Origin of the sequence: Streptomyces sp. NPDC046465, from assembly GCF_040646035.1 — a bacterium.
Lineage (GTDB): Bacteria > Actinomycetota > Actinomycetes > Streptomycetales > Streptomycetaceae > Streptomyces.
In genome coordinates, this window is sequence record NZ_JBEYZK010000025.1 from 62,650 (window position 1) to 81,357 (window position 18,708).

Annotated in this window: 12 protein-coding genes and 2 pseudogenes; 6 read left to right on the forward strand and 8 right to left on the reverse strand. The window is 73.0% G+C overall.

The window, feature by feature from the left end; all coding sequences use genetic code 11:
• Nucleotides 1-96 precede the first annotated feature (96 nt).
• Complete coding sequence (locus ABZ953_RS31955) at nt 97-1,776, forward strand: von Willebrand factor type A domain-containing protein (protein WP_361731247.1); 1,680 nt, start codon at nt 97-99, stop codon at nt 1,774-1,776.
• Here ABZ953_RS31955 and ABZ953_RS31960 read toward each other — a convergent pair.
• From ABZ953_RS31960 to ABZ953_RS31975, 4 genes are all read right to left on the reverse strand, one after another.
• The gene (locus tag ABZ953_RS31960) at nt 1,773-5,036 is read right to left on the reverse strand and encodes a glycoside hydrolase family 2 TIM barrel-domain containing protein (protein WP_361731250.1); all 3,264 of its coding nucleotides are present in this window, start codon (nt 5,034-5,036) and stop codon (nt 1,773-1,775) included. The two genes, ABZ953_RS31955 and ABZ953_RS31960, sit on opposite strands and share 4 nt — an antisense overlap.
• A 154-nt stretch (nt 5,037-5,190) precedes the next feature.
• Nucleotides 5,191-6,936, reverse strand: a complete 1,746-nt coding sequence (locus tag ABZ953_RS31965) for a hypothetical protein (protein WP_361731253.1) — start codon at nt 6,934-6,936, stop codon at nt 5,191-5,193.
• Nucleotides 6,937-7,056: 120 nt separating this feature from the next.
• Nucleotides 7,057-8,274 carry an acyl-CoA dehydrogenase family protein gene (locus ABZ953_RS31970; RefSeq protein ID WP_361731256.1) on the reverse strand — a complete coding sequence of 406 codons (1,218 nt, stop codon included), beginning with the start codon at nt 8,272-8,274 and terminating at the stop codon, nt 7,057-7,059.
• A gap of 10 nt (nt 8,275-8,284) precedes the next feature.
• On the reverse strand, nt 8,285-8,755 hold the full coding sequence (locus tag ABZ953_RS31975) for an SCP2 sterol-binding domain-containing protein (RefSeq protein ID WP_361731259.1): 471 nt from the start codon (nt 8,753-8,755) through the stop codon (nt 8,285-8,287).
• A 98-nt stretch (nt 8,756-8,853) separates the two neighbouring features.
• On the opposite strand from ABZ953_RS31975, the gene ABZ953_RS31980 reads away from it, so the two are divergent.
• The gene (locus ABZ953_RS31980) at nt 8,854-9,516 is read left to right on the forward strand and encodes a TetR/AcrR family transcriptional regulator (RefSeq protein WP_361731365.1); all 663 of its coding nucleotides are present in this window, start codon (nt 8,854-8,856) and stop codon (nt 9,514-9,516) included.
• Nucleotides 9,517-9,689: 173 nt separating this feature from the next.
• The gene (locus ABZ953_RS31985) at nt 9,690-11,612 is read left to right on the forward strand and encodes an AMP-dependent synthetase/ligase (protein ID WP_361731262.1); all 1,923 of its coding nucleotides are present in this window, start codon (nt 9,690-9,692) and stop codon (nt 11,610-11,612) included.
• A 72-nt stretch (nt 11,613-11,684) separates the two neighbouring features.
• Here the strand turns inward: ABZ953_RS31985 and ABZ953_RS31990 are convergent, their stop codons facing one another.
• Entirely contained in the window at nt 11,685-13,094 is a 1,410-nt protein-coding gene (locus ABZ953_RS31990; RefSeq protein WP_361731265.1) for a hypothetical protein, read from the reverse strand.
• A 139-nt stretch (nt 13,095-13,233) separates the two neighbouring features.
• On the opposite strand from ABZ953_RS31990, the gene ABZ953_RS31995 reads away from it, so the two are divergent.
• Nucleotides 13,234-14,562 (forward strand): molybdopterin-dependent oxidoreductase, encoded by a 1,329-nt coding sequence (locus ABZ953_RS31995; RefSeq protein WP_361731268.1) that lies wholly within the window; start codon nt 13,234-13,236, stop codon nt 14,560-14,562.
• Nucleotides 14,562-15,026 (forward strand): annotated as a pseudogene (locus tag ABZ953_RS32000) (hypothetical protein); the annotation flags it as partial. The gene ABZ953_RS31995 and the pseudogene ABZ953_RS32000, both read left to right, overlap by 1 nt.
• Here the strand turns inward: ABZ953_RS32000 and ABZ953_RS32005 are convergent.
• The 3 genes from ABZ953_RS32005 to ABZ953_RS32015 are packed head-to-tail and all read right to left on the reverse strand — an operon-like array spanning nt 14,921 to nt 17,253.
• On the reverse strand, nt 14,921-15,796 hold the full coding sequence (locus ABZ953_RS32005; protein WP_361731271.1) for a class I SAM-dependent methyltransferase: 876 nt from the start codon (nt 15,794-15,796) through the stop codon (nt 14,921-14,923). The pseudogene ABZ953_RS32000 and the gene ABZ953_RS32005 sit on opposite strands and share 106 nt — an antisense overlap.
• 48 nt (nt 15,797-15,844) lie before the next feature.
• Nucleotides 15,845-16,495, reverse strand: coding sequence for a DUF2064 domain-containing protein (locus ABZ953_RS32010; RefSeq protein ID WP_361731368.1), 651 nt, complete (start codon nt 16,493-16,495; stop codon nt 15,845-15,847).
• A gap of 20 nt (nt 16,496-16,515) precedes the next feature.
• Complete coding sequence (locus ABZ953_RS32015) at nt 16,516-17,253, reverse strand: glycosyltransferase family 2 protein (protein ID WP_361731371.1); 738 nt, start codon at nt 17,251-17,253, stop codon at nt 16,516-16,518.
• Between the two features lie 462 nt (nt 17,254-17,715).
• On the opposite strand from ABZ953_RS32015, the pseudogene ABZ953_RS32020 reads away from it, so the two are divergent.
• Nucleotides 17,716-18,378 (forward strand): annotated as a pseudogene (locus ABZ953_RS32020) (response regulator transcription factor); the annotation flags it as partial.
• Nucleotides 18,379-18,708: the final 330 nt, after the last annotated feature.

The window sequence follows — 18,708 nt, forward strand, 5'->3', positions numbered from 1 at the left end:
AGACCCGTTCGCAACGTCCCAGGCCGATCCTTCGAGCCGCCCCCCGCGTCACAGGCATGTAAGCCGACGACCGATGCAACCGATCCAGGGGGAGAGATGCGGACACGGAAGGTACTACGGCGCGGGCTGCTCGCCGCTGCCGTGGCGGGCGGAGTGCTGCTCACCGGCTGCAGCGGGAGCGGCGGCAGCGGCGCGAGCGACGACCGGGCCACTGCTGACGGCAAGGGCAGGCAGCACGGTGCGGCGCCGCTCCCCGGCCCCGCTTCCGGCACGGGCGACGCGGCACCCGGCGAGGACGGACGCCGTGCGGAGATCGCACCCTCACCCGACTACCTCTCCACCTTCGCCCTCGACGTCGACACCGCCTCGTACGGCTACGCGCGCCGCACCCTCGCCGAAGGGCGGCTGCCCGACCCCGCGACCGTCCGGCCCGAGGAGTTCGTCAACAGTTTCCGGCAGGACTATCCGCGGCCCGACGGGGACGGGTTCAGCGTGAGCGTCGACGGGGCGCGGACCGGCGACGACGGCTGGTCGCTCGTGCGCGTCGGCCTCGCGATGCGCGGAGAGGCGGCGGAGGCCGAACGGCCGCCCGCCGCCCTCACCTTCGTCATCGACGTCTCCGGCTCCATGGCCGAGCCCGGCCGCCTCGACCTCGCCAAGAAGTCCCTCGGCATCATGACCGACCGGCTGCGCCCCGACGACTCGATCGCGCTCGTCACCTTCAGCGACACCGCCGAGACGGTCCTGCCGATGACCCGCCTCGGCGGCACCGGGGAGGGCGAGAAGGGCGGGCAGGGCCGCACCCGAGCGCACCGGGCGATCGACGGGCTCGAACCCACCCAGTCCACCAACCTCGAAGCGGGCGTCACCAAGGGCTACGACACGGCCGTCCTCGGCAGGACAGCGGGCGCCACCAACCGGGTCGTGCTGCTCTCGGACGCCCTCGCCAACACCGGCGAGACCAGCGCCGACGGCATCCTGGAGCGGATCTCCGACGCCCGCCGCGCGTACGGCATCACCCTCTTCGGCGTCGGCGTCGGCAGTGACTACGGTGACGCGCTGATGGAGCGGCTCGCCGACAAGGGCGACGGCCACACCACGTACGTGTCGGACGTCGAGGAGGCCCGCGAGGTCTTCTGCGAGCGGCTGCCCGCCCACATCGAGCTGCGGGCCCGCGACGCGAAGGCGCAGGTCGCCTTCGACCCGGAGACCGTCGACCGGTTCCGGCTCATCGGGTACGACAACCGCGCGGTCGCCGACGACGACTTCCGCGACGACTCCGTGGACGGCGGCGAGGTCGGCCCCGGGCACACGGTGACGGCGCTGTACGCGGTGCGCGCCAAGCCGGGCGCGACCGGGCACCTTGCCACGGCGAGCGTGCGCTGGCTCGACCCCGAGAGCCGGACCCCGCACGAGGAGTCGGGCCGGATCGAGTCCGGTGATCTCGACGGTTCGCTGTGGCGGTCGGACGACGGACTCCAAGTCAGCGCCATCGCCGCGTACTTCGCCGACGGGCTGCGGCAGGGTGTGACCGGCGGGCAGGTCGAGAAATACAAAGTGGAGAAATACCAAGCCGAACCCCTGCCCGGCGCCCCGTCGCTCACCGAACTGGCCGCCCGCGCCCGCCGGTTGTCCGCCCAGGGCAAGCCCGTGCGCGAGCTGGCCACCGCCATCGACCAGGCCGCCCGGCTCACGGCCACTGCCACCGCCCCCGCCCCGGAGTCGACACCGTCGCCCCGGGGCGAGATCCGGCCCGGCGAATCCCTCGCGGGCTAGTCCACGGAGGAGCGGTCCGCCGCCCGCAGCCGGTACGCGTACGTATACGTGCGCCCCGCATGCAGCAGATAGGGCTCAAGCGGCGGCGCGCCCCACGAGTCGTTGCCGCCGACGCCCATCTGGCGGTGGGCGACCCGCAGCACGGTCTCCGCGCGGCGCTTCACCTCGTGCGGGTGGCGTGGCCCCGCCAGGTCGAGAGGGGTGTGGTGCAGGGCGCTTGCCTCCAGGAACGGCTCGCCGTCCGCCGGGTCGGCCAGCACGGTGAGGCCGTCTCCCGACCGGTCGGCGAGCGTGATCCGCCGTACGTCGGTCTTGTTCCCGGTCTCCTGCGGGCGTTGGTACGGGGCGGTCTGCTCGTCGACCGTCGAGCGGTAACGGCCTACGAAAGCACCGGACTTGCGGTCCTGGTAGTTCTCGTGCGGCCCTCGCCCGTACCAGTCGAGCCGCTCGAATCCCGCGGGCACCGTGAGGAGCGCGCCCACCAGCGGGAGGTCGGGCAGTCCTGCGGCGGCCTTCAGGGTGTGCCGGACGCGAACCTCGCCGTCGCCGCGCACCGTGAACACGGTGTGCCATTCGGAGGGCGCGGGGGAGGTCGGCAGCGTGGCGCTCACCTCGACGGTGACCTCGCCGAGGGAGGCCTGGGCAGCCTTGACACCGGTGACCTTCGCCTTGGCGCCCGCCTCGCGCCAGGTGGCCGCGTCCTGGGGAAAGTTGCGGCCGATGTCGTTGTCGGTGGGCGCGCGCCAGAAGTCCGGCACGGGGCCACCGGAGAGCAGCTTGCGCCCCTTGACCTCGTACGAGGAGAGCGTGCCGGTCGCCTTGGAGAGCACGACCTCCACGTCCCGGCCGCTGATCCGCACCTCCTTCGCGTCCTCCGACAGATCGAGGCGGGGCAGCGAGCCGGGGTCCGGGTCTGCGGGCGCGGGGGCGTGCCAGTCGAGGCGGAGCTGCTCGGCGGCGACGGTGTGCCCGGCCCCGGCCCAGCTGGTCTTCTTCCGCAGTACGAGGGCGAGGTTCAGCCAGTACTCGGCGCCGGGCGCCGGGTGCGACGGCTTCTCGTACGGGATGTGCACGGTCCCGGACGCGCCGGGTGCCACGTCGGGACCCGGCAGCTTCCCGTCCTGGATCTCCGTGCCCTCCCGGGTGACGGTCCACCGCAGGTCGTACGCGTCGAGGTTGGTGAACAGGTGCTTGTTGGCGGCCCGCACGGTGCCGGACCCGAGGTCGGCCGCCGTGAAGGACGCCTGCTGGTAGACCTTCTTGATCTCCAGGATGCCCGGGTGGAGCGCGCGGGTGGAGGCGACGAGCCCGTTGCCGCTGAAGTTGCCGTCGGTGGGGTACCCGGGCTTCCAGTCGCCGCCGTACGACAGGTAGGTGTGCTTGCGGTCGCCGGGGATGGGCAGCCGGATGTTCTGGTCGACCCAGTCCCACACGAACGCCCCGTGCAGGTTCGGGTACTTCTCGAAGATCTCCCAGTACTCGGTGAGGTTGCCGCTGCTGTTGCCCATGGAGTGGCAGTACTCGCACAGCAGGAACGGTGTCGGGTTGCCCGACGTGCCGTACTTCTCGACCTCCGCGGGCTTGGTGTACATCTCGCTGTGCACGTCGGCGACGGAGTTCATGCCTTCGTAGTGCACGGGCCGGGAGTCGTCGCGGGCGCGCACCCAGTCCGCCATCGCCTTGAAGTTGCCGCCCTCCCCGGCTTCGTTGCCGAGCGACCAGAGGACGACGCTCGGGTGGTTCTTGTCCCGCTCGACCATCGACCTGATCCGGTCCACGCAGGCGTCGGTCCACTCGGGCAGTGACCCGGGCAGCCGGTCCCGCACGCCGTGCGTCTCCAGGTTCGTCTCGCCGACGACGTACAGGCCGTACTCGTCGCAGAGTTCGAGCCAGTAAGGGTGGTTGGGGTAGTGCGAGGTGCGGACGGCGTTGATGTTGTGCCGCTTCATCAGCAGGACGTCCTGGCGCATCACCGACTCGGGGACGGCCTGGCCGTGGTCGGGGTGGGACTCGTGGCGGTTGGTGCCGCGCAGCATGACGGGCTCGCCGTTGACGGTGAACCTGCCGGGCCCGGCGTCGACCTGCCGGAATCCGACCCGGGTGCCGTGCACGTCCACCGCCTTGCCGGAGCCGTCCCGCAGGGTGACGACGAGGGTGTAGAGGCTGGGCCGCTCGGCGGACCAGAGCGCGGGCCGCTCGACGGTGGCCTTGAGGGTGAGGGGACGGTCGGGGACGGGCTCGCCGGTCAGCTTCGCGCCGGGCACGGGCCGCCCGTCGGCGTCGTGCAGCACGGCCTCGATCCGGAGCTTGCCGCCCGTGGCCTCGGCGTTCTCGGCCCCGCGCTCGCGTACGACCGCCGTCACGGACAGGACCGCGTCCCGGAAGTCACCGTCGAGATCCGTCCGCACCCCGAGATCGTGCAGATGCGTCCGGGGGAGGGAGTACGCGTACACGTCCCGGAAGATCCCGGACAGGTCGATCATGTCCTGGTCCTCCAGCCAGCTGCCGTCGGACCACCGGTAGACCTCTACGGAGAGGGTGTTCTCGCCACCCGGCCGCAGGTGCTCGGTGATGTCGAACTCGGCGGGCGTGTAGCTGTCCTCGCTGTAGCCGACCTTCTCGCCGTTGACCCAGACGAAGAAGGCGGACTTCACGCCCTGGAAGGAGAGCAGCGTGCGGCGCCCGCGCCAGCCGCGCGGCACGGTGAAGGTGCGGCGGTAGGAGCCGACGGGGTTGAAGTCCTTGGGCACGTCGGGGAAGTCGGGCTTCTCGTAGCCCTCCCACGGATACTTGATGTTGAGGTAGATCGGGTGCTCGTACCCCTCGATCTCCCAGTTGGCGGGCACGGGTATGCGGTCCCAGCCGCTCACGTCGTACGCGTCGGCCTCGAAGCCGGTCGGCCGCTGCTCCGGGTTGCGGGACCAGTGGAAGGCCCAGCGCCCGTTGAGTGAGCGGTAGTAGGGCGACTCGGTGAAGTCGCCGCGCAGGGCGTCGGCGGCGGAGGCGTACGGGACGAGGCGGGCGCGGGCGGGCTCTCTGTTGACCTGGAAGACGCGGGGGTTCGCGTCCCACTCGGGGGACCCGGCGGCCCCGCCGCGGGGGCTGCCGCCGCTCGCAGCGAAGGCCTGCTTCTGCGCGGCGAAGGCGGCCCATCCCGCGAGTGCGGTGCCGGTGGCGAGGAAGGACCTGCGGCTGGGGCGGCCGGGACGGCTCTGGCGGCTCGGATGGCTCGGACGGCTCGGACGGCTCGGACGGCTCATGCGGCAACTCCGAACGTAAGGCAACAAGAACCGGCAGCATCCAACGCAACCACTCACGACGCAAGAGGTCGGTACGCGCCGGGAGTTGCCTTCAAGCCGGTGATCGCCCCGTCACCACCCGGAACCGCCCGTCATCGCCCGGACCCGCCCGCCATCACCGTCGCGGGCCGCACAACTCCCGCTCCGCACGCACCGGATCGTTGGCGAAGCGGAACGAGGTGCGTCCCACGGCCCCCGTCAGGTTCCGCCAGAACCGCCCCGCCGTCATCGGCGCCCGCGTGGCCTCGCGCAGCTCAGCGAGCGGACCGCAGCGCAGCGCCCGGCGGGCCGCGTCGACCCGGGCGGGGTCGAACTTCCGGTTCGCGGACTTCCGGTTCGCGGACGTCCGGTCCGCCGCGCCCCTGGTCGTGCCGCGGTCGGCGACGATCCACTCGTCGGGCAGGCGCTTGTCGTGGCCGACCCGGCCGGGAAAGGACTCGGAGTGGGCGGCCAGCGGATAGGCGAGGCCGATCTGGTCGAGGGCGGCACCGGCGAGGGGGACGACGGTGCCGTTCATGCCGAGCACGTTGTAGACGCCGGTGACAGAGGCCGACTTGGCGGCGAGCGGTGTCCAGGCGATCAGGAGGGTGGGCTCGCCGGAGCGGGCCGCCCCGCGCACCGCGCGCAGGTAGGCAGCGTTGCCGGGGGAGCCGGTGAAGGCGTGGTGGAGGGGGTGCGGGGCGGCGTTCTGGATGACGTACACGCCTCGTTCGTCCGCGATCCCGGCGGGGCCGATCTTCCCCTCGTACGGGATGCGCAGCGCACTCGCGCACACCACGGCCCACACGCCGACGGCCACGGCGACGACGCCCCACGCGCGCGTGAGCGGCACCAGGAAGACGGGCAGCAGCATCAGGAGCAGTCCGGGCAGGAACATCCGCCCGTGCATGAAGTCGCCGCCCACCTTGATGACGTAGACCCAGCACAGCACGCCCGCGACGACCGGGGCGAGCACGGGGACGTGCACCCGGGACCGCCCCGGGAGGGAGGAGGCCAGGAAGACGCCGACGGCGATGACCAGCAGGGGCAGCCACAGCCAGTACGGACCCGTGAAGTCCCCCAGGTAGTCGAACCCCCGCCCCCACAGGCTCCGCGAAGCCTCCTTGGTGACGCCGGGCAGCGGCACCAGATGCCCGTAGTAGCCCATGCGGAAGATCTCGTACGCGACGGGCAGCGCACCCGCGACACCGGCCCCCGCGAGCACCCCGCGCCACGACGGCCTGACCACGATCCACTGCGCCGCGAGGAAGACCACGGAGACCAGGGCCAGGTCGGGCCGGACGAGCGGCCCGAGCCCCAGGAGCGCACAGGTCGTCAGGGACCTCGGCCGCGCGAGGAGCGCGAGCCAGGCTCCGGCGATCCAGCAGGTGGCGAGCCCCGTCTCCAGGCCCGACGTGGCGAAGTCCCAGACGGGCGGCAGCGCGAGCAGCACCAGCGCGCCGCACGGCAGCACGTACCCGCCGCCGCCCCACACGCGCAGCGCACCGGCCCCGGCAAGCGCGAAACCGGCGGCGGTGCACAGCAGCCCCCCGTACATCGCCACCGTCGCCACATCGAACCCCGGCGCCCCACCGGCCACGAGCAGCCACTGCCACAGGGTGCCGGTGGACGACTCCGCGCGCTCCCCGGCGTTGAAGACGGGCCCGTTGCCCGCGAGGATCTGGCGGACGGTGCGCACGTAGATGTGCCCGTCGTCGGACATCCACCGCCGCTGGAACCCAGCGAAGGCGATGACGAGAGCGGGCAGCAGACAGGCGCCGACCCGGACGTGGCCCCGCCATCGCCCGAGCCCTCCGCCGGGGGAAGCTCCGGCTTCGGCCTCCGACGACTCGCGGGCAATGGGGGAGTACGTAGATGTCATGACCCGTAGATCGGCGCAGGTCAGCACGGCCTTGAGTCGGGACGCCGCCAGGGGAGGTGCCGCTAGGGGATGTGCTGCTGGGGATGTGCCGCTAGGGAATGTGCCGCTGGGGATGTGCTGCTAGGGAATGTGCCGCCCCGAGATCGCGCGGGCGATCACCAGGCGCTGTATCTCGCTGGTCCCCTCGAAGATCGTGTAGATCTTCGCGTCCCGGTACATCCGCTCCACCGGGTGCTCGCGGCTGTACCCCGCGCCGCCGAGCACCTGCACCGCCTTTTCGCTCGCGGACACCGCGAGTTCCCCCGCCCGCAGTTTGGCCATCGAGCCCTGGCCCGCGTCGAACACCTTGTCGTTCCTGGCCATCCACGCGGCCTGCCAGATCAGCAGCCGTACGGACTCGATCTCGGTGCGCAGGTCGGCGAGGGCGAACGCGATGGACTGGTTCTCGATGATGGGCCGCCCGAAGGCGACGCGGTCACCGGCGTACTCCAGGGCGTACTCGTACGCGGCCCGTGCGATGCCGAGCGCCTGCGCGCCCACCGTGGGCCTGCTGACCTCGAACGTGGCCATGGCGGCCTGCCCGCGCCCCTCGCGCCGGCCGCCCTCCCGGGCGCGGGCCAGCCGCGCGTCGAGCCGTTCCCTGCCGCCCAGCAGGCAGTGCCCCGGCACCCGCACGTCGTCCAGGAACACGTCCGCGGTGTGCGAGGCCCGCAGGCCCAGCTTCCGTATCTTCCGGCCGCCTTCGAGGCCGCGCGTCCCCGGCGGCACGACGAACGCCGCCTGCCCGCGCGCGCCCAGCGAGGGGTCCACGGACGCCACCACGACGTGCACGTTCGCGATGCCGCCGTTGGTGATCCACGCCTTCTGGCCGGACAGCGTCCACTCGTCGCGCGCCGCGTCGTACGTCGCGCGCGTGCGCAGCGCGGAGACGTCGGAGCCCGCCTCGGGCTCGGAGACGCAGAACGCCGCCACCGCGGGCGCGTCCTCGTCCCCGAAGCACTGCGGCACCCACTCCGCCAGCTGGTCGGGTGTGCCCGCGGAGAAGATCCCGGCGACCGCGAGGGACGTGCCGAACAGGGCCATCCCGATGCCCGCGTCGCCCCAGAACAGCTCTTCGTTGGCGATCTGCAGGGAGATCCCCGAGGGGTCGCCGAAGAAGTCGGCCAGCGACTCGAATCCGTAGAGCCCGATCTTCGCCGCCTCCTGGATGACGGGCCACGGGGTCTCCTCGCGCTCGTCCCACTCGGCGGCGGCCGGGCGCACCACACCGGCCGCGAAACCGTGCACCCAGTCGCGCAGATCCCGTTGTTCCTCGGCCAGTTCGAGGGAGTAGGCCATGGCGGGCTCCTCAGGCCTTCGGGATGTCGAAGTAGCGGGTGAGCCCGGCGGCGAGCGCCACATCGCCCGCGATCTTGACCTTGCGCATCATGAACAGCGTGACGGGGCTGGCGTTCCCGGAGACGAGCTTGAGGAACTCGGGGTCGGCCATGATGAGCGTGACCCGCGGCTCGGCCTCCGAGCGTCCCTGGCGCACGGCACAGGTGCCGTCGGCGATGTCCGTCTCGTACACGGCTTCCTCGTTGTCACCGCTGCCCGTGATCTTCCATCGGATGAGAGCCTTCAGCGGCCCGGCCGCATCCGGCTTGAACTGCCGCTCCATGCGCCCGAAGACCTCGTCGAGCACGCGGGCGCGCAGGGAGCCGTCGTGGGCGATCTCCGCGATCTCCTTGCCGGAGAGGCCCTTCACGATCCGGGCGAACTCCTCGGGCGTGACACTGGCGAAGTCGAGGTCGGCGATCCTGCTGATGTCGTCCGCCACCGCAATCTCCTTACTCTGAAGTAAACTTACTAAGGGGTAAGGTAAGGCGGAACCGTGAGGCTGACAAGGGCGCCAGGAGGCTGACGAGAGTGAGCGACATGTCCGAGGGCGCACCGGGGCCGCGCAGGCGCCGGGTCCCGCGCCGCGAGCGCGAGCGGCAGATCGTCGACGTGGCGGTCCAGGTCTTCGCCAAGCGTGGCTACCACGGGGCATCGGTGGACGAGATCGCCGAACTCGCCGGGATCTCCAAGCCGATGGTGTACCTGTACCTGGAGTCCAAGGAGGGCCTCTTCCTCGCCTGCCTGCGCCGCGAGGCGGACCGCCTGGTCGGCGCGTTCCAGGGCGCGGCGGCGGCGAGCGGCGCGGCGCCCGAACTCCGGCTGCACGCCGGGCTCCTGGCGTTCTTCACCTTCGTCGCCGAGCACCGCGACAGCTGGGTCGTGCTGCACCGGCAGGCCTCGGAGCTGAGCGAGGCCATCGCGACGGCCGTCGCGGAGGCCCGCCGCGCGGTGATGGGCGAGGTGGCGGGCCTGGTGTGGGCGGGCATCGCGGAACGCGGTCCCGGCGTACAACTCTCCGACGAGGACGCCGACTTCGTGGCGCACGCCCTGGTGGGCGCGGCGGACTCGCTGACGGACTGGATGGCGGGCCACCCCGGCCAGTCCCCGGAGGGCGTGACGCTGCGGCTCATGAACATGGTGTGGGCGGGGATGGGCCGGGTTCTGGAGGGGGATGTCTGGAGGCCGACGGCTTCCGGCTGAGGCGGCGGCCTCCGGCTGGAGCGGGCGGGTCGCGGGGCTTTCCCTGTTGCCGTCCATGGGGCTCCTCCCGTCCGACCCATTGAATTTTCCTTACGGGTGAGTAAGTTGACTCCCGAGTAAGTACGCGCCGATCGCCTGCACATCAGCTGGGAACCGGAAGCCGGGGAGCCGTCATGGGCGTACGCAAGGATCTGAAAAGAGCACAACGCCACAGCGGCCTGGCCGACCGTGCCGAGGCCGTCCTCATCAGGGACGAGCACGGCACCGTGCGCGAGGTCCGCACCGCACCGCTCGTCCCCCCGGCCACCACCGGAAGCACCGCCGACATCCCCTTCACCAACGCCGCCGAGGCCCCCGACGCCGTGGTCCTGCGCCGCAAGCAGGACGGCCGGTGGCGGCCCGTCACCGCCGCCGCCTTCGCACGCGAGATCACCGAGATCGCCAAGGGCCTGATCGCGGACGGCCTCGAACCCGGCGGCCGGGTCGCCCTGATGTCGCGCACCCGCTACGAGTGGGCCGTGCTCGACTTCGCGATCTGGGCGGCGGGCGGGCAGAGCGTGCCCGTCTACGCCACCTCGTCGGCGGAGCAGATCGAGTGGATCGTCCGGGACTCCGGCGCCCGCATGATCGTCGCCGAGACCGCGGAGAACGCGGCGACCGCCGAGGAGGCCGTGCGCGACCACGCGGACCCGCCGCGCGTCCGGCATCTCGACGGCGGCGCGATGGCCGAACTCACCGCACTCGGGCGGGACCTCTCGGACGAGGAGGTGACCAAGCGCCGGTCCGCGCTCACCCCGGACTCCATCGCCACCCTCTGCTACACCTCGGGCACCACGGGCCGCCCCAAGGGCTGCGTCCTCACCCACGGCAACCTGCACGCGGAGGCGGCGAACACCGTCGACCTGCTGCACCCGGTCTTCAAGGAGATCACCGGACAGGTCGCCGCCACGCTCCTCTTCCTGCCGCTCGCCCACGTCCTCGGCCGCACCATCCAGGTCGCCTGCCTGCTCGCCCGCATCGAGCTCGGCCACTGCCCCAGCATCAAACCCGACGAACTCCGCCCGGAACTGCGCTCGTTCAAGCCGACGTTCGTCGTCGGCGTCCCCTACCTCTTCGAGAAGATCCACGACACCGGCCGGGCGACCGCCGAGAAGATCGGCCGCGGCGCCTCCTTCGACCGCGCGGAGCGGATCGCGGTGCGCTTCGGCGAGACGTACCTGAACAAGTTCCTGGACAAGAGCGGCCCCGGCCCCTCCCTCGGCCTCTACGCGGGCTGGGCGCTCTACGAACTCCTCGTCTACCGCCGCATCCGCAAGGAGGTCGGCGGCCGCCTGCGCTACGCGATCAGCGGCGGCTCACCCCTGGACCGCGACCTCAACCTCTTCTTCTACGCCGCCGGAATCGTCATCTACGAGGGGTACGGCCTGACCGAGACCTCCGCCGCCGCCACCGTCACCCCGCCGCTGCGTCCCCGCCCCGGCACGGTCGGGCTGCCCGTACCCGGCACGTCCGTGCGCATCGCGGACGACGGGGAGGTGCTGATCAAGGGCGGCATCGTCTTCGGCTCGTACTGGAACAACCCGGCCGCGACGGACGCCGTCCTCACCAACGACTGGTTCGCCACCGGCGACCTCGGCGCACTGGACACCGACGGATATCTCACCATCACCGGCCGCAAGAAGGACATCCTCGTCACCTCGGGCGGCAAGAACGTCTCGCCCGCCGTCCTGGAGGACCGCCTGCGCAGCCGCGCGCCGGTCGGCCAGTGCATCGTCGTAGGGGACAACCGCTCGTACGTCGCCGCCCTCGTCACCCTCGACCCCGAGGCCGTGGCGCACTGGCTCGCCGTACGCAAACGCCCGAAGGACACGCCCCTCGCCGCACTGGCCCGCGACCCGGAGATGACCGCGGAGATCCAGAAGGCGGTGGACCACGCCAACGCGGCGGTGTCGCGGGCCGAGTCGATCCGCAGATTCGCCGTCGTGGGAGGCGAGTTCACGGAGGACAACGGCCTGCTGACGCCATCCCTGAAGATCAAACGTCATGCGGTGACCGCGGCTTACGCGACGGAGATCGAGGCGCTGTACGGGGAGTGAGGGGCGCGGCACGCACGTACGGACACGCACGTACGGACACGCACGTACGGACACGCACGTACGGAACGGTCCTCACCAGCCGGTCAGCAACAGGTGGTTGACCAGGAGCGCGACGGTGGCCTGGGCGGCGAGCCAGCCGCGGGGGCGCCCGAGGAACGCGCAGGCCGGGAGCAGCCACACCGCGAACGGCAGCCAGATGCGCTCCGTCTCCGCCTTGCTCATTCCGGTCAGATCGGCGACGAGCAGGGCGAGCAGCGCGGCGAGGACGAGCAGGGCGAGCCGGGGTCCGGCGGCTGGGCGGCCCGTGCGGAGGTCCGTGCGGAGGCTCGTGCGGAGGTCCGTGCGGAGGCTCGTGCGGAGGCCCCTGTGGAGGCTCGTGTCCGGTCGGGCGAGCGCGGCCGCCGCCCGCCGTAGACCCGCCGCCGTCGCGAGGCCCACCACGAGCACGGTGCACGCGAGGTTGGCCCACACCCAGTAGCCGTAGGGCCGGATGCCGCCCGCCCCCTGGTAGTAGCGCTCGACGAGCAGCCGGTACGCCTCCCACCAGTTGAACCCCGCGAGCGTGAACAGGGCGGGGACGACCACGAACCCGGCGAGCACGAGGGGCAGCAGCCTCAACCGGTCCCGGACCGGCGCGCTTCCCAGGAGCAGCACGCCCGCCCCGATGAGCGCGAACAGCGTGAGCCCGTACGAGAGGTAGCCGGTCAACCCGAACAGCAGCCCCGAGCCGAGGGCGGCAAGCCGCGGTCGGGACCCCGTCACCGCGAGCGCGAGGAGCGCCAGGGCCCAGGCGGCGACCGCCGCGAAGTAGCCGTCCGCCGAGGTCCCCATCCACACCGCGGCGGGCGCGAGGGCCAGGAACGGCGCCGCCCGTCGCGCCAGAGCCTCACCGGCCAGCGCCCGCACCGTCACCAGGACGGCCGCGCCCACCGTGGCGCCGACGGTGATGCACCAGACCCCGGCCCAGGCCCCGCCGCCGAGACCGATCCGGTCGAGGAGCACGAAGGTGAGGGTCGCGCCCGGTGGGTGCCCGGCGACGTGCGCGGGCCAGTGGTCGGGGGAGTCGATCAGGATGTGCCGGGTGAAGTCCCGCAGGGTGCCGTGGACATCGTCGAAGCGGTCGATGACCTGGAGGTACTCGTACTTCGTGGTGAGGCGCCCCGCGATGCCGCGCTGCCAGCCGTCGATCAGCGCCAGCGACCACGTCCACGCCGCCGCCGTCCCCCACGCCGCGCCGAGCAGCACCCGCCAGGGCAGCCGCCGGGCCAGCGAGGGCCCGTACGCCACCACGGCCACCGCGACGGCGAGCGCGGCCGGGGTGCCGGGGCCGACGTGCGGCTCCCAGTGCGCGTACAGCGGTGGCAGGCGGACGTGCAGGGAGCCGTCCTCGCGCTCGATGGCGGTGCCGACCAGCACGGCCGTCACGACGAGGAGGACGGCGGCAAGGGCGGTGCCCAGATCACGGACAAGATCGCGGTTCACGTCGGGAACGCTAGGGCGGCGGGGCCCTTACCGGGACGATCACGGCCCTGACGTCAGCGTTTCGTCATGAGTCGCACGTCAGCGTTTCGTCATGAGTCGCGCCCGCTTCGGAGGGCCGGTTCCGGCCTACGGTCGGGACATGCGCGACCCACGGCATCCACGGCATCCACGGAGCCCACGGAACCTACGGCATCCAAGGCTCCCCACCTCGCCCGGCTTCTGGCGCAGCCCCGTGCGCGGCCCCTGGTTCACCTCCGTGCTCGGTGTCGTCCTGCTCGGCGGCATCACCGTGCTGTTCGTGACGGGACTGCTCTCGTACGCCGCGTACAACCCGAACCTCGCGCCGGTGAACGACAAGACCCCGGACAAGGGTCTCCTTGGCCTCTACCTCTACCTCTTCTCCTGGCCCACCGACCCGCCCTGGCTGTACCGGCTCACGCAGGGCGTCCACGTCACGCTCGGGATCACCCTGATCCCCGTCCTGCTCGCGAAGCTCTGGTCGGTGGTGCCGCAGCTGTTCGCGCTGCCGCCCGTACGGTCCCTCGCCCACGGCCTGGAGCGGCTCTCGCTGCTCCTGCTGGTGGGCGGCGCGCTCTTCGAGTTCGTGACCGGCGTACTGAACGTGCAGCTCGACTACCTCTTCCCCGGCTCCTTCTACCCGCTGCACTTCTACGGAGCCTGGGTCTTCTTCGCCGCGTTCCTCACGCACGCGGTGCTGCGGGTCCCCGTGGCCTTGCGCAACCTGCGCGCGCCGCGCCGATCCCGGCTCGGTGGCGAGGAGGAGGAGAAGGGGGAGGAGAAGGGGGAGGCGGAGACCGGTGAGCTGGTGTCGCCGCGACCGGACCGGCCGACGGTGTCCCGGCGCGGCGCGCTCGGACTGGTGGGCGGCGGCTCGCTGCTGCTGTTCGGCACGACGGCCGGCCGCAGCTTCGAAGGGCCGCTGCGCGAGACCGCGCTGCTCGCCCCGCACGGCGGCCCGGAGCCGGGCGGCGGTCCGAACGGATTCCAGATCAACAAGACGGCCGCGTACGCGGGGATCCACGCACGCGAGACGGGTGAGGACGCGTGGCGGCTCGTGGTCACCGGGCGCGGCGGAACCGTCCGGCTCGGCCGGTCCGAGTTGCTCCAACTCCCCCTGCACAGCGCCGCGTTGCCCATCGCCTGCGTAGAGGGCTGGTCGACGTCCGACCAGTGGTGGCGCGGCGTACGGCTGCGGGAGCTCGCCGCGCTGGTCGGCCACGACGAGCCGCCGGACGTCCTGGTGGAGTCCCTGCAACGGCGCGGCGCGTTCCGCCGTGCCGCCCTGCGCGCCAACCAGGTCGCGGACGCCCGTTCCCTGCTCGCTGTGCAGGTCAACGGCGAGGACCTGACCCTCGACCACGGCTATCCGGCGCGGATCATCGTGCCTGCCGCGCCCGGCGTACTCAACACCAAGTGGGCGGCTCGTATGACGTTCGGAGAGCTGTGATGGGGTGCGGGTGCGGGTGCGGGTGCGGGTGCGGGGGCGAGTGCGGGGGCGGTGGACGGGTGTCCGGTATCGGGAGCCCACTGCGACTCCTCCTGCTGGCCTGCTCGTTCGCGCTCGCCGGATACGCGGGGGTGCGGCTCCTCGCGGGGGACGCGCTCGGTGTGGCCCTGTGGTTCGTGGGGGCGGCGCTCGTGCACGATTTGGTGCTGCTGCCGCTGTACGCGCTTGCGGACCGCGCCCTCGTGCGGACGGTCGCCCGGCGCCGGGAGCGGGCCGGGTACGTACGCGTACCGGCCGCGCTCTCCGGGCTGCTCCTGCTTGTGTGGTTTCCGCTGATCACCGGGCAGGTGTCCGGGCGTTACGCGTCCGCCACCGGGCTCTCGGGCGACGGGTTCGCGGCGCGCTGGCTGCTGATCACGGCCGCTCTCTTCGGCGGCTCGGCGCTGCTTCTGGTGCTGCGGCTGCGGCCCCGGCTGTGTTCCCGGCTGTGTTCCTGGCTGCGTGCCTGGCTGCGTTCCCGGCTGCGCAGGGCGACGAAGGAGCGGCCGCCCGCGCTCCACTGACCAGCGTCCCGCCACCCCGCGCGCCGGGCGTGCCGGAGCAGGGCGGGGGTGCCGAGGCGGGCCCACGGGAAGGCGCTGCCGTGCGCGCCGTACGGGCCGTGCGCGTCTCCGGCGGGTACGAGGTGGACGTCCACGCGCTCGTCGATGTCCACCGGAGCGGTCTCGGCCAGCAAAAGACCGCCCGGGGCCAGGAGTTGGGCGACCCTCTCCAGGAGGGCGGCGGGGTCGCCGCCGATGCCGAGGTTGCCGTCCATGAGGAGCGCGGTCCCCCAGCGGCCCTCGCCCGGCAGCGGCCCGAAGACGGAGCGGTGCAGGGCCTGGCCGCCGAGCTCAGCGGTGTGCTCGACGGCGGCCTCGCTGACGTCGATGCCCAGGGCGCGCCGCCCCGTCGCGGCGAGCGCGGCGACGAGCCGTCCCGGCCCGCACCCGATGTCGAGCACGGCCCCTTCACAGTGCTCCACCACGCCCAGGTCCGCCTCGTCGGCCGCCGCGCACCAGCGCTCCACCTCAAGGGGCAGCAGCCAGCCGTCGGCGCGGCGCAGGAAGAGCGGGCCTCGTCCGGCGCGCAGCGCGTCGGCGTACGGATCGGCGCCCCAGGAGAGCGGCGGCGCGTCGAACGGACGGTGGCCCGGAGCGGTGACCGGTCGTGCGACCTCGCGCGCGGTGCTCATCGTGCCACCTCGCGCGCGGTGCTCATCGTGCCACCTCGTATGCGGTGCTCATCGGCCCGTGACCGCCCTGGACTGCCTCGGCCCCATGCCCTGCGGGGGCCCGAGCCGGGCCAGTTGGGCCGCGAACCGGCTGTGCGGCGCCGCGGCCGCGACCGCCGCCGCGTCGGCCGCCGTGTCCACGTCCCGCAGCCGCGGCAGGTCGCGTACGCACAGTCCCGCGGCCATCAGCCGGGCACGCTGCGCGGCACCCGTCGTGGGCGTCGACATCGGCACGCCCCGCAGCAGCCCGGGGTCGGGCTCCGCGAGCCCGAGCGCCCAGAAGCCGCCGTCCTCCGCGGGCCCGAAGAGGGCGTCGCACCCGGCGAAGTCCACGCTCAGCAGCTCCGGTGTCACCTGGGGGGTGTCCATGCCGATGAGCAGGGTGGGCCCGGTACAGGCCGCGAAGGCGGCGGCGAGACGCTCGTCCAGGCCACCCGCGCCCTGCGGCACGACCTCGAAGCCGGTCGGCAGCCAGGGCCCCGACGCACCGTCAAGGACCAGCACGCGCCGCCGCGCGGACGCGTCCGCCACGGCCCGCAGCGTGTCAGCGAGGGCTGCTTCCGCGAGGCGGGCGGCCTCATGGGGTGTGAAGGGTGGCGTGAGCCGCGTCTTCACCCGCCCTGGCAGCGGTTCCTTGGCGATGACGAGGAGCGTGGTCACTGGGATGGTCACCGGGATGGTCACTGGGGGGTGCCTCCTGGGGGAGAGGGGCGGGTGGGGTGGGTGGAGTGTGGTGCTGCGGGTGTCGTCTCGCGTGTAGCAGTCGGCGCCGCCAGCGGTGGTTCGGCCAGGACGCGGCTCATGTCCCGTACGGCCTGCCAGGTCCCGCGCCACGTGCCGGTCACCTTCGACGCGCCGGTCCGGGGCAGATAGGGGACGTCGTGCTCGGCGACGCGCCAGCCCGCGTCGGCCGCGCGGACCACCATCTGCAGCGGGTAGCCGCTGCGGCGGTCGGTGAGGCCGAGGGCGAGGAGGGGCGCGCGGCGGGCGGCCCGCAGGGGGCCGAGGTCGTGCAGGCGCAGCCCGGTGCGGCGGCGCAGCATCCGGGCGAGCGCGAGGTTTCCCGCGCGGGCGTGCGGGGGCCAGGTGCCCCGGCTCCGGGGGCGGCGGCGGCCGAGCACCAGGTCGGCCTCGCCGTCGCGCACTTCCCGTACGAAGGGGACGAGTTCGGACGGGTCGAGCGAGGCGTCGCAGTCGCAGAAGCACACGATGTCGGCGGTGGCGGCGGTCAGCCCCGCGTGGCAGGCGGCGCCGAAGCCGCGCCGCGTCTCGCGTACGACGGTCGCGCCGAGCCCGCGGGCGATCTCGGCGGAGCCGTCCGTGGAACCGTTGTCCACGACGAGGGCGCGCCAGCCCGCCGGGATGCGGGCCAGCACCCAGGGCAGGGCGCCCGCTTCGTCGAGGCAGGGGAGGACCACGTCGACTGCCGACTGCGGGGGACCCGTCGGCTGTGGGGGATCCGTCGGATCCGGGGGAGGGGTCGTCACGACTTTCACCCTACGAGCGCAAAAGGCGCATATCGGGTGGCGGGTCCTTACGAAACACGGACGTCAGCGGCGGCGGCCCGCTCGGATGCGGCGCGGTCGGGGCGGCGGTGCGAGGCTGGCGGCATGGAGCAGCAGCAACCGCAGGACCCGCAGGATCCGGCAGAGGCTGGGGCCGGTACGCACCGGACCGCCGGGGCCGGTACGCACGGGGCCGCCGGGGCCGGTACGCACGGGGCCGCCGGGGCCGGTACGCACGGGGCCGCCGGGGCCGGTACGCACGGGGCCGCCGGGGCCGGTACGCACGGGGCCGCCGGGGCCGGTACGCACCGAGCCGCCGGGGCCGGTACGCACCGAGCCGCCGGAGCCGGTACCCACCGGACCGCCGGGGCCGAACGGGTCCTCGTCGTCGACGACGACCCGACCGTCGCCGAGGTCGTCTCCGGATACCTCGCCCGGGCCGGCTACGTCGTGGACCGCGCGGGGGACGGCCCCGCCGCACTGGCCGGCGCCGCCGCGCACCGGCCCGACCTGGTGGTCCTCGACCTGATGCTGCCCGGCATGGACGGCCTGGAGGTCTGCAGGCGACTGCGCGGACGCGGGCCCGTACCGGTCATCATGCTCACCGCCCGCGGGGACGAGGACGACCGCATCCTGGGCCTGGAGGTGGGAGCGGACGACTACGTCACGAAGCCGTTCAGCCCGCGCGAGCTGGTCCTGCGGGTGGAGTCGGTACTGCGCCGCACCCGGCCGAGCACCGCCACGCGCCCCCTGAGCGCGGCCGGCCTGACCGCCGACCCCGCCGCCCGCCGCGCTACCAAGCACGGCACCGAACTCGCCCTGACCCTACGCGAGTTCGACCTCCTCGCCTTCTTCCTCTCGCACCCTGGCCACGCGTGCAGCCGCGAGGACCTGATGCGCGAGGTCTGGGGCTGGGACTTCGGCGACCTCTCCACGGTCACGGTCCACGTGCGCCGCCTCCGCGGCAAGATCGAGGACGACCCGGCACGCCCACGGCTGATCCAGACGGTCTGGGGGGTGGGGTACCGCTTCGATCCGGCGTCGAGCCCGGCGTCCGATCCGGCGTCGAGCCTGGCGTCCGATCTGACGTCGAGCCTGGCGTCCGATCTGACGTCGGGTCCGGCGTCGGGTCCGGCGTCGGGTCTGGCGCCCGATCCGGCGGAGGTGACCGGGCCCGGCCCCGCCGTGCCGCCGGACGCGACGCACTCTTCCGCCCCCTCCGCCCCGTCCATCCCGTCCGCCTCCTCCGCCCTGCCCCTCCCGTCCGTCCCGTCCGCCCCGTCCGTCCCGCCCGTCCCGCCCGTCCCGTTCGCCTCCTCCGCCCTGCCCCTCCCGTCCGCCCTGCCCGTCCCGCCTATCCCCTCCGCC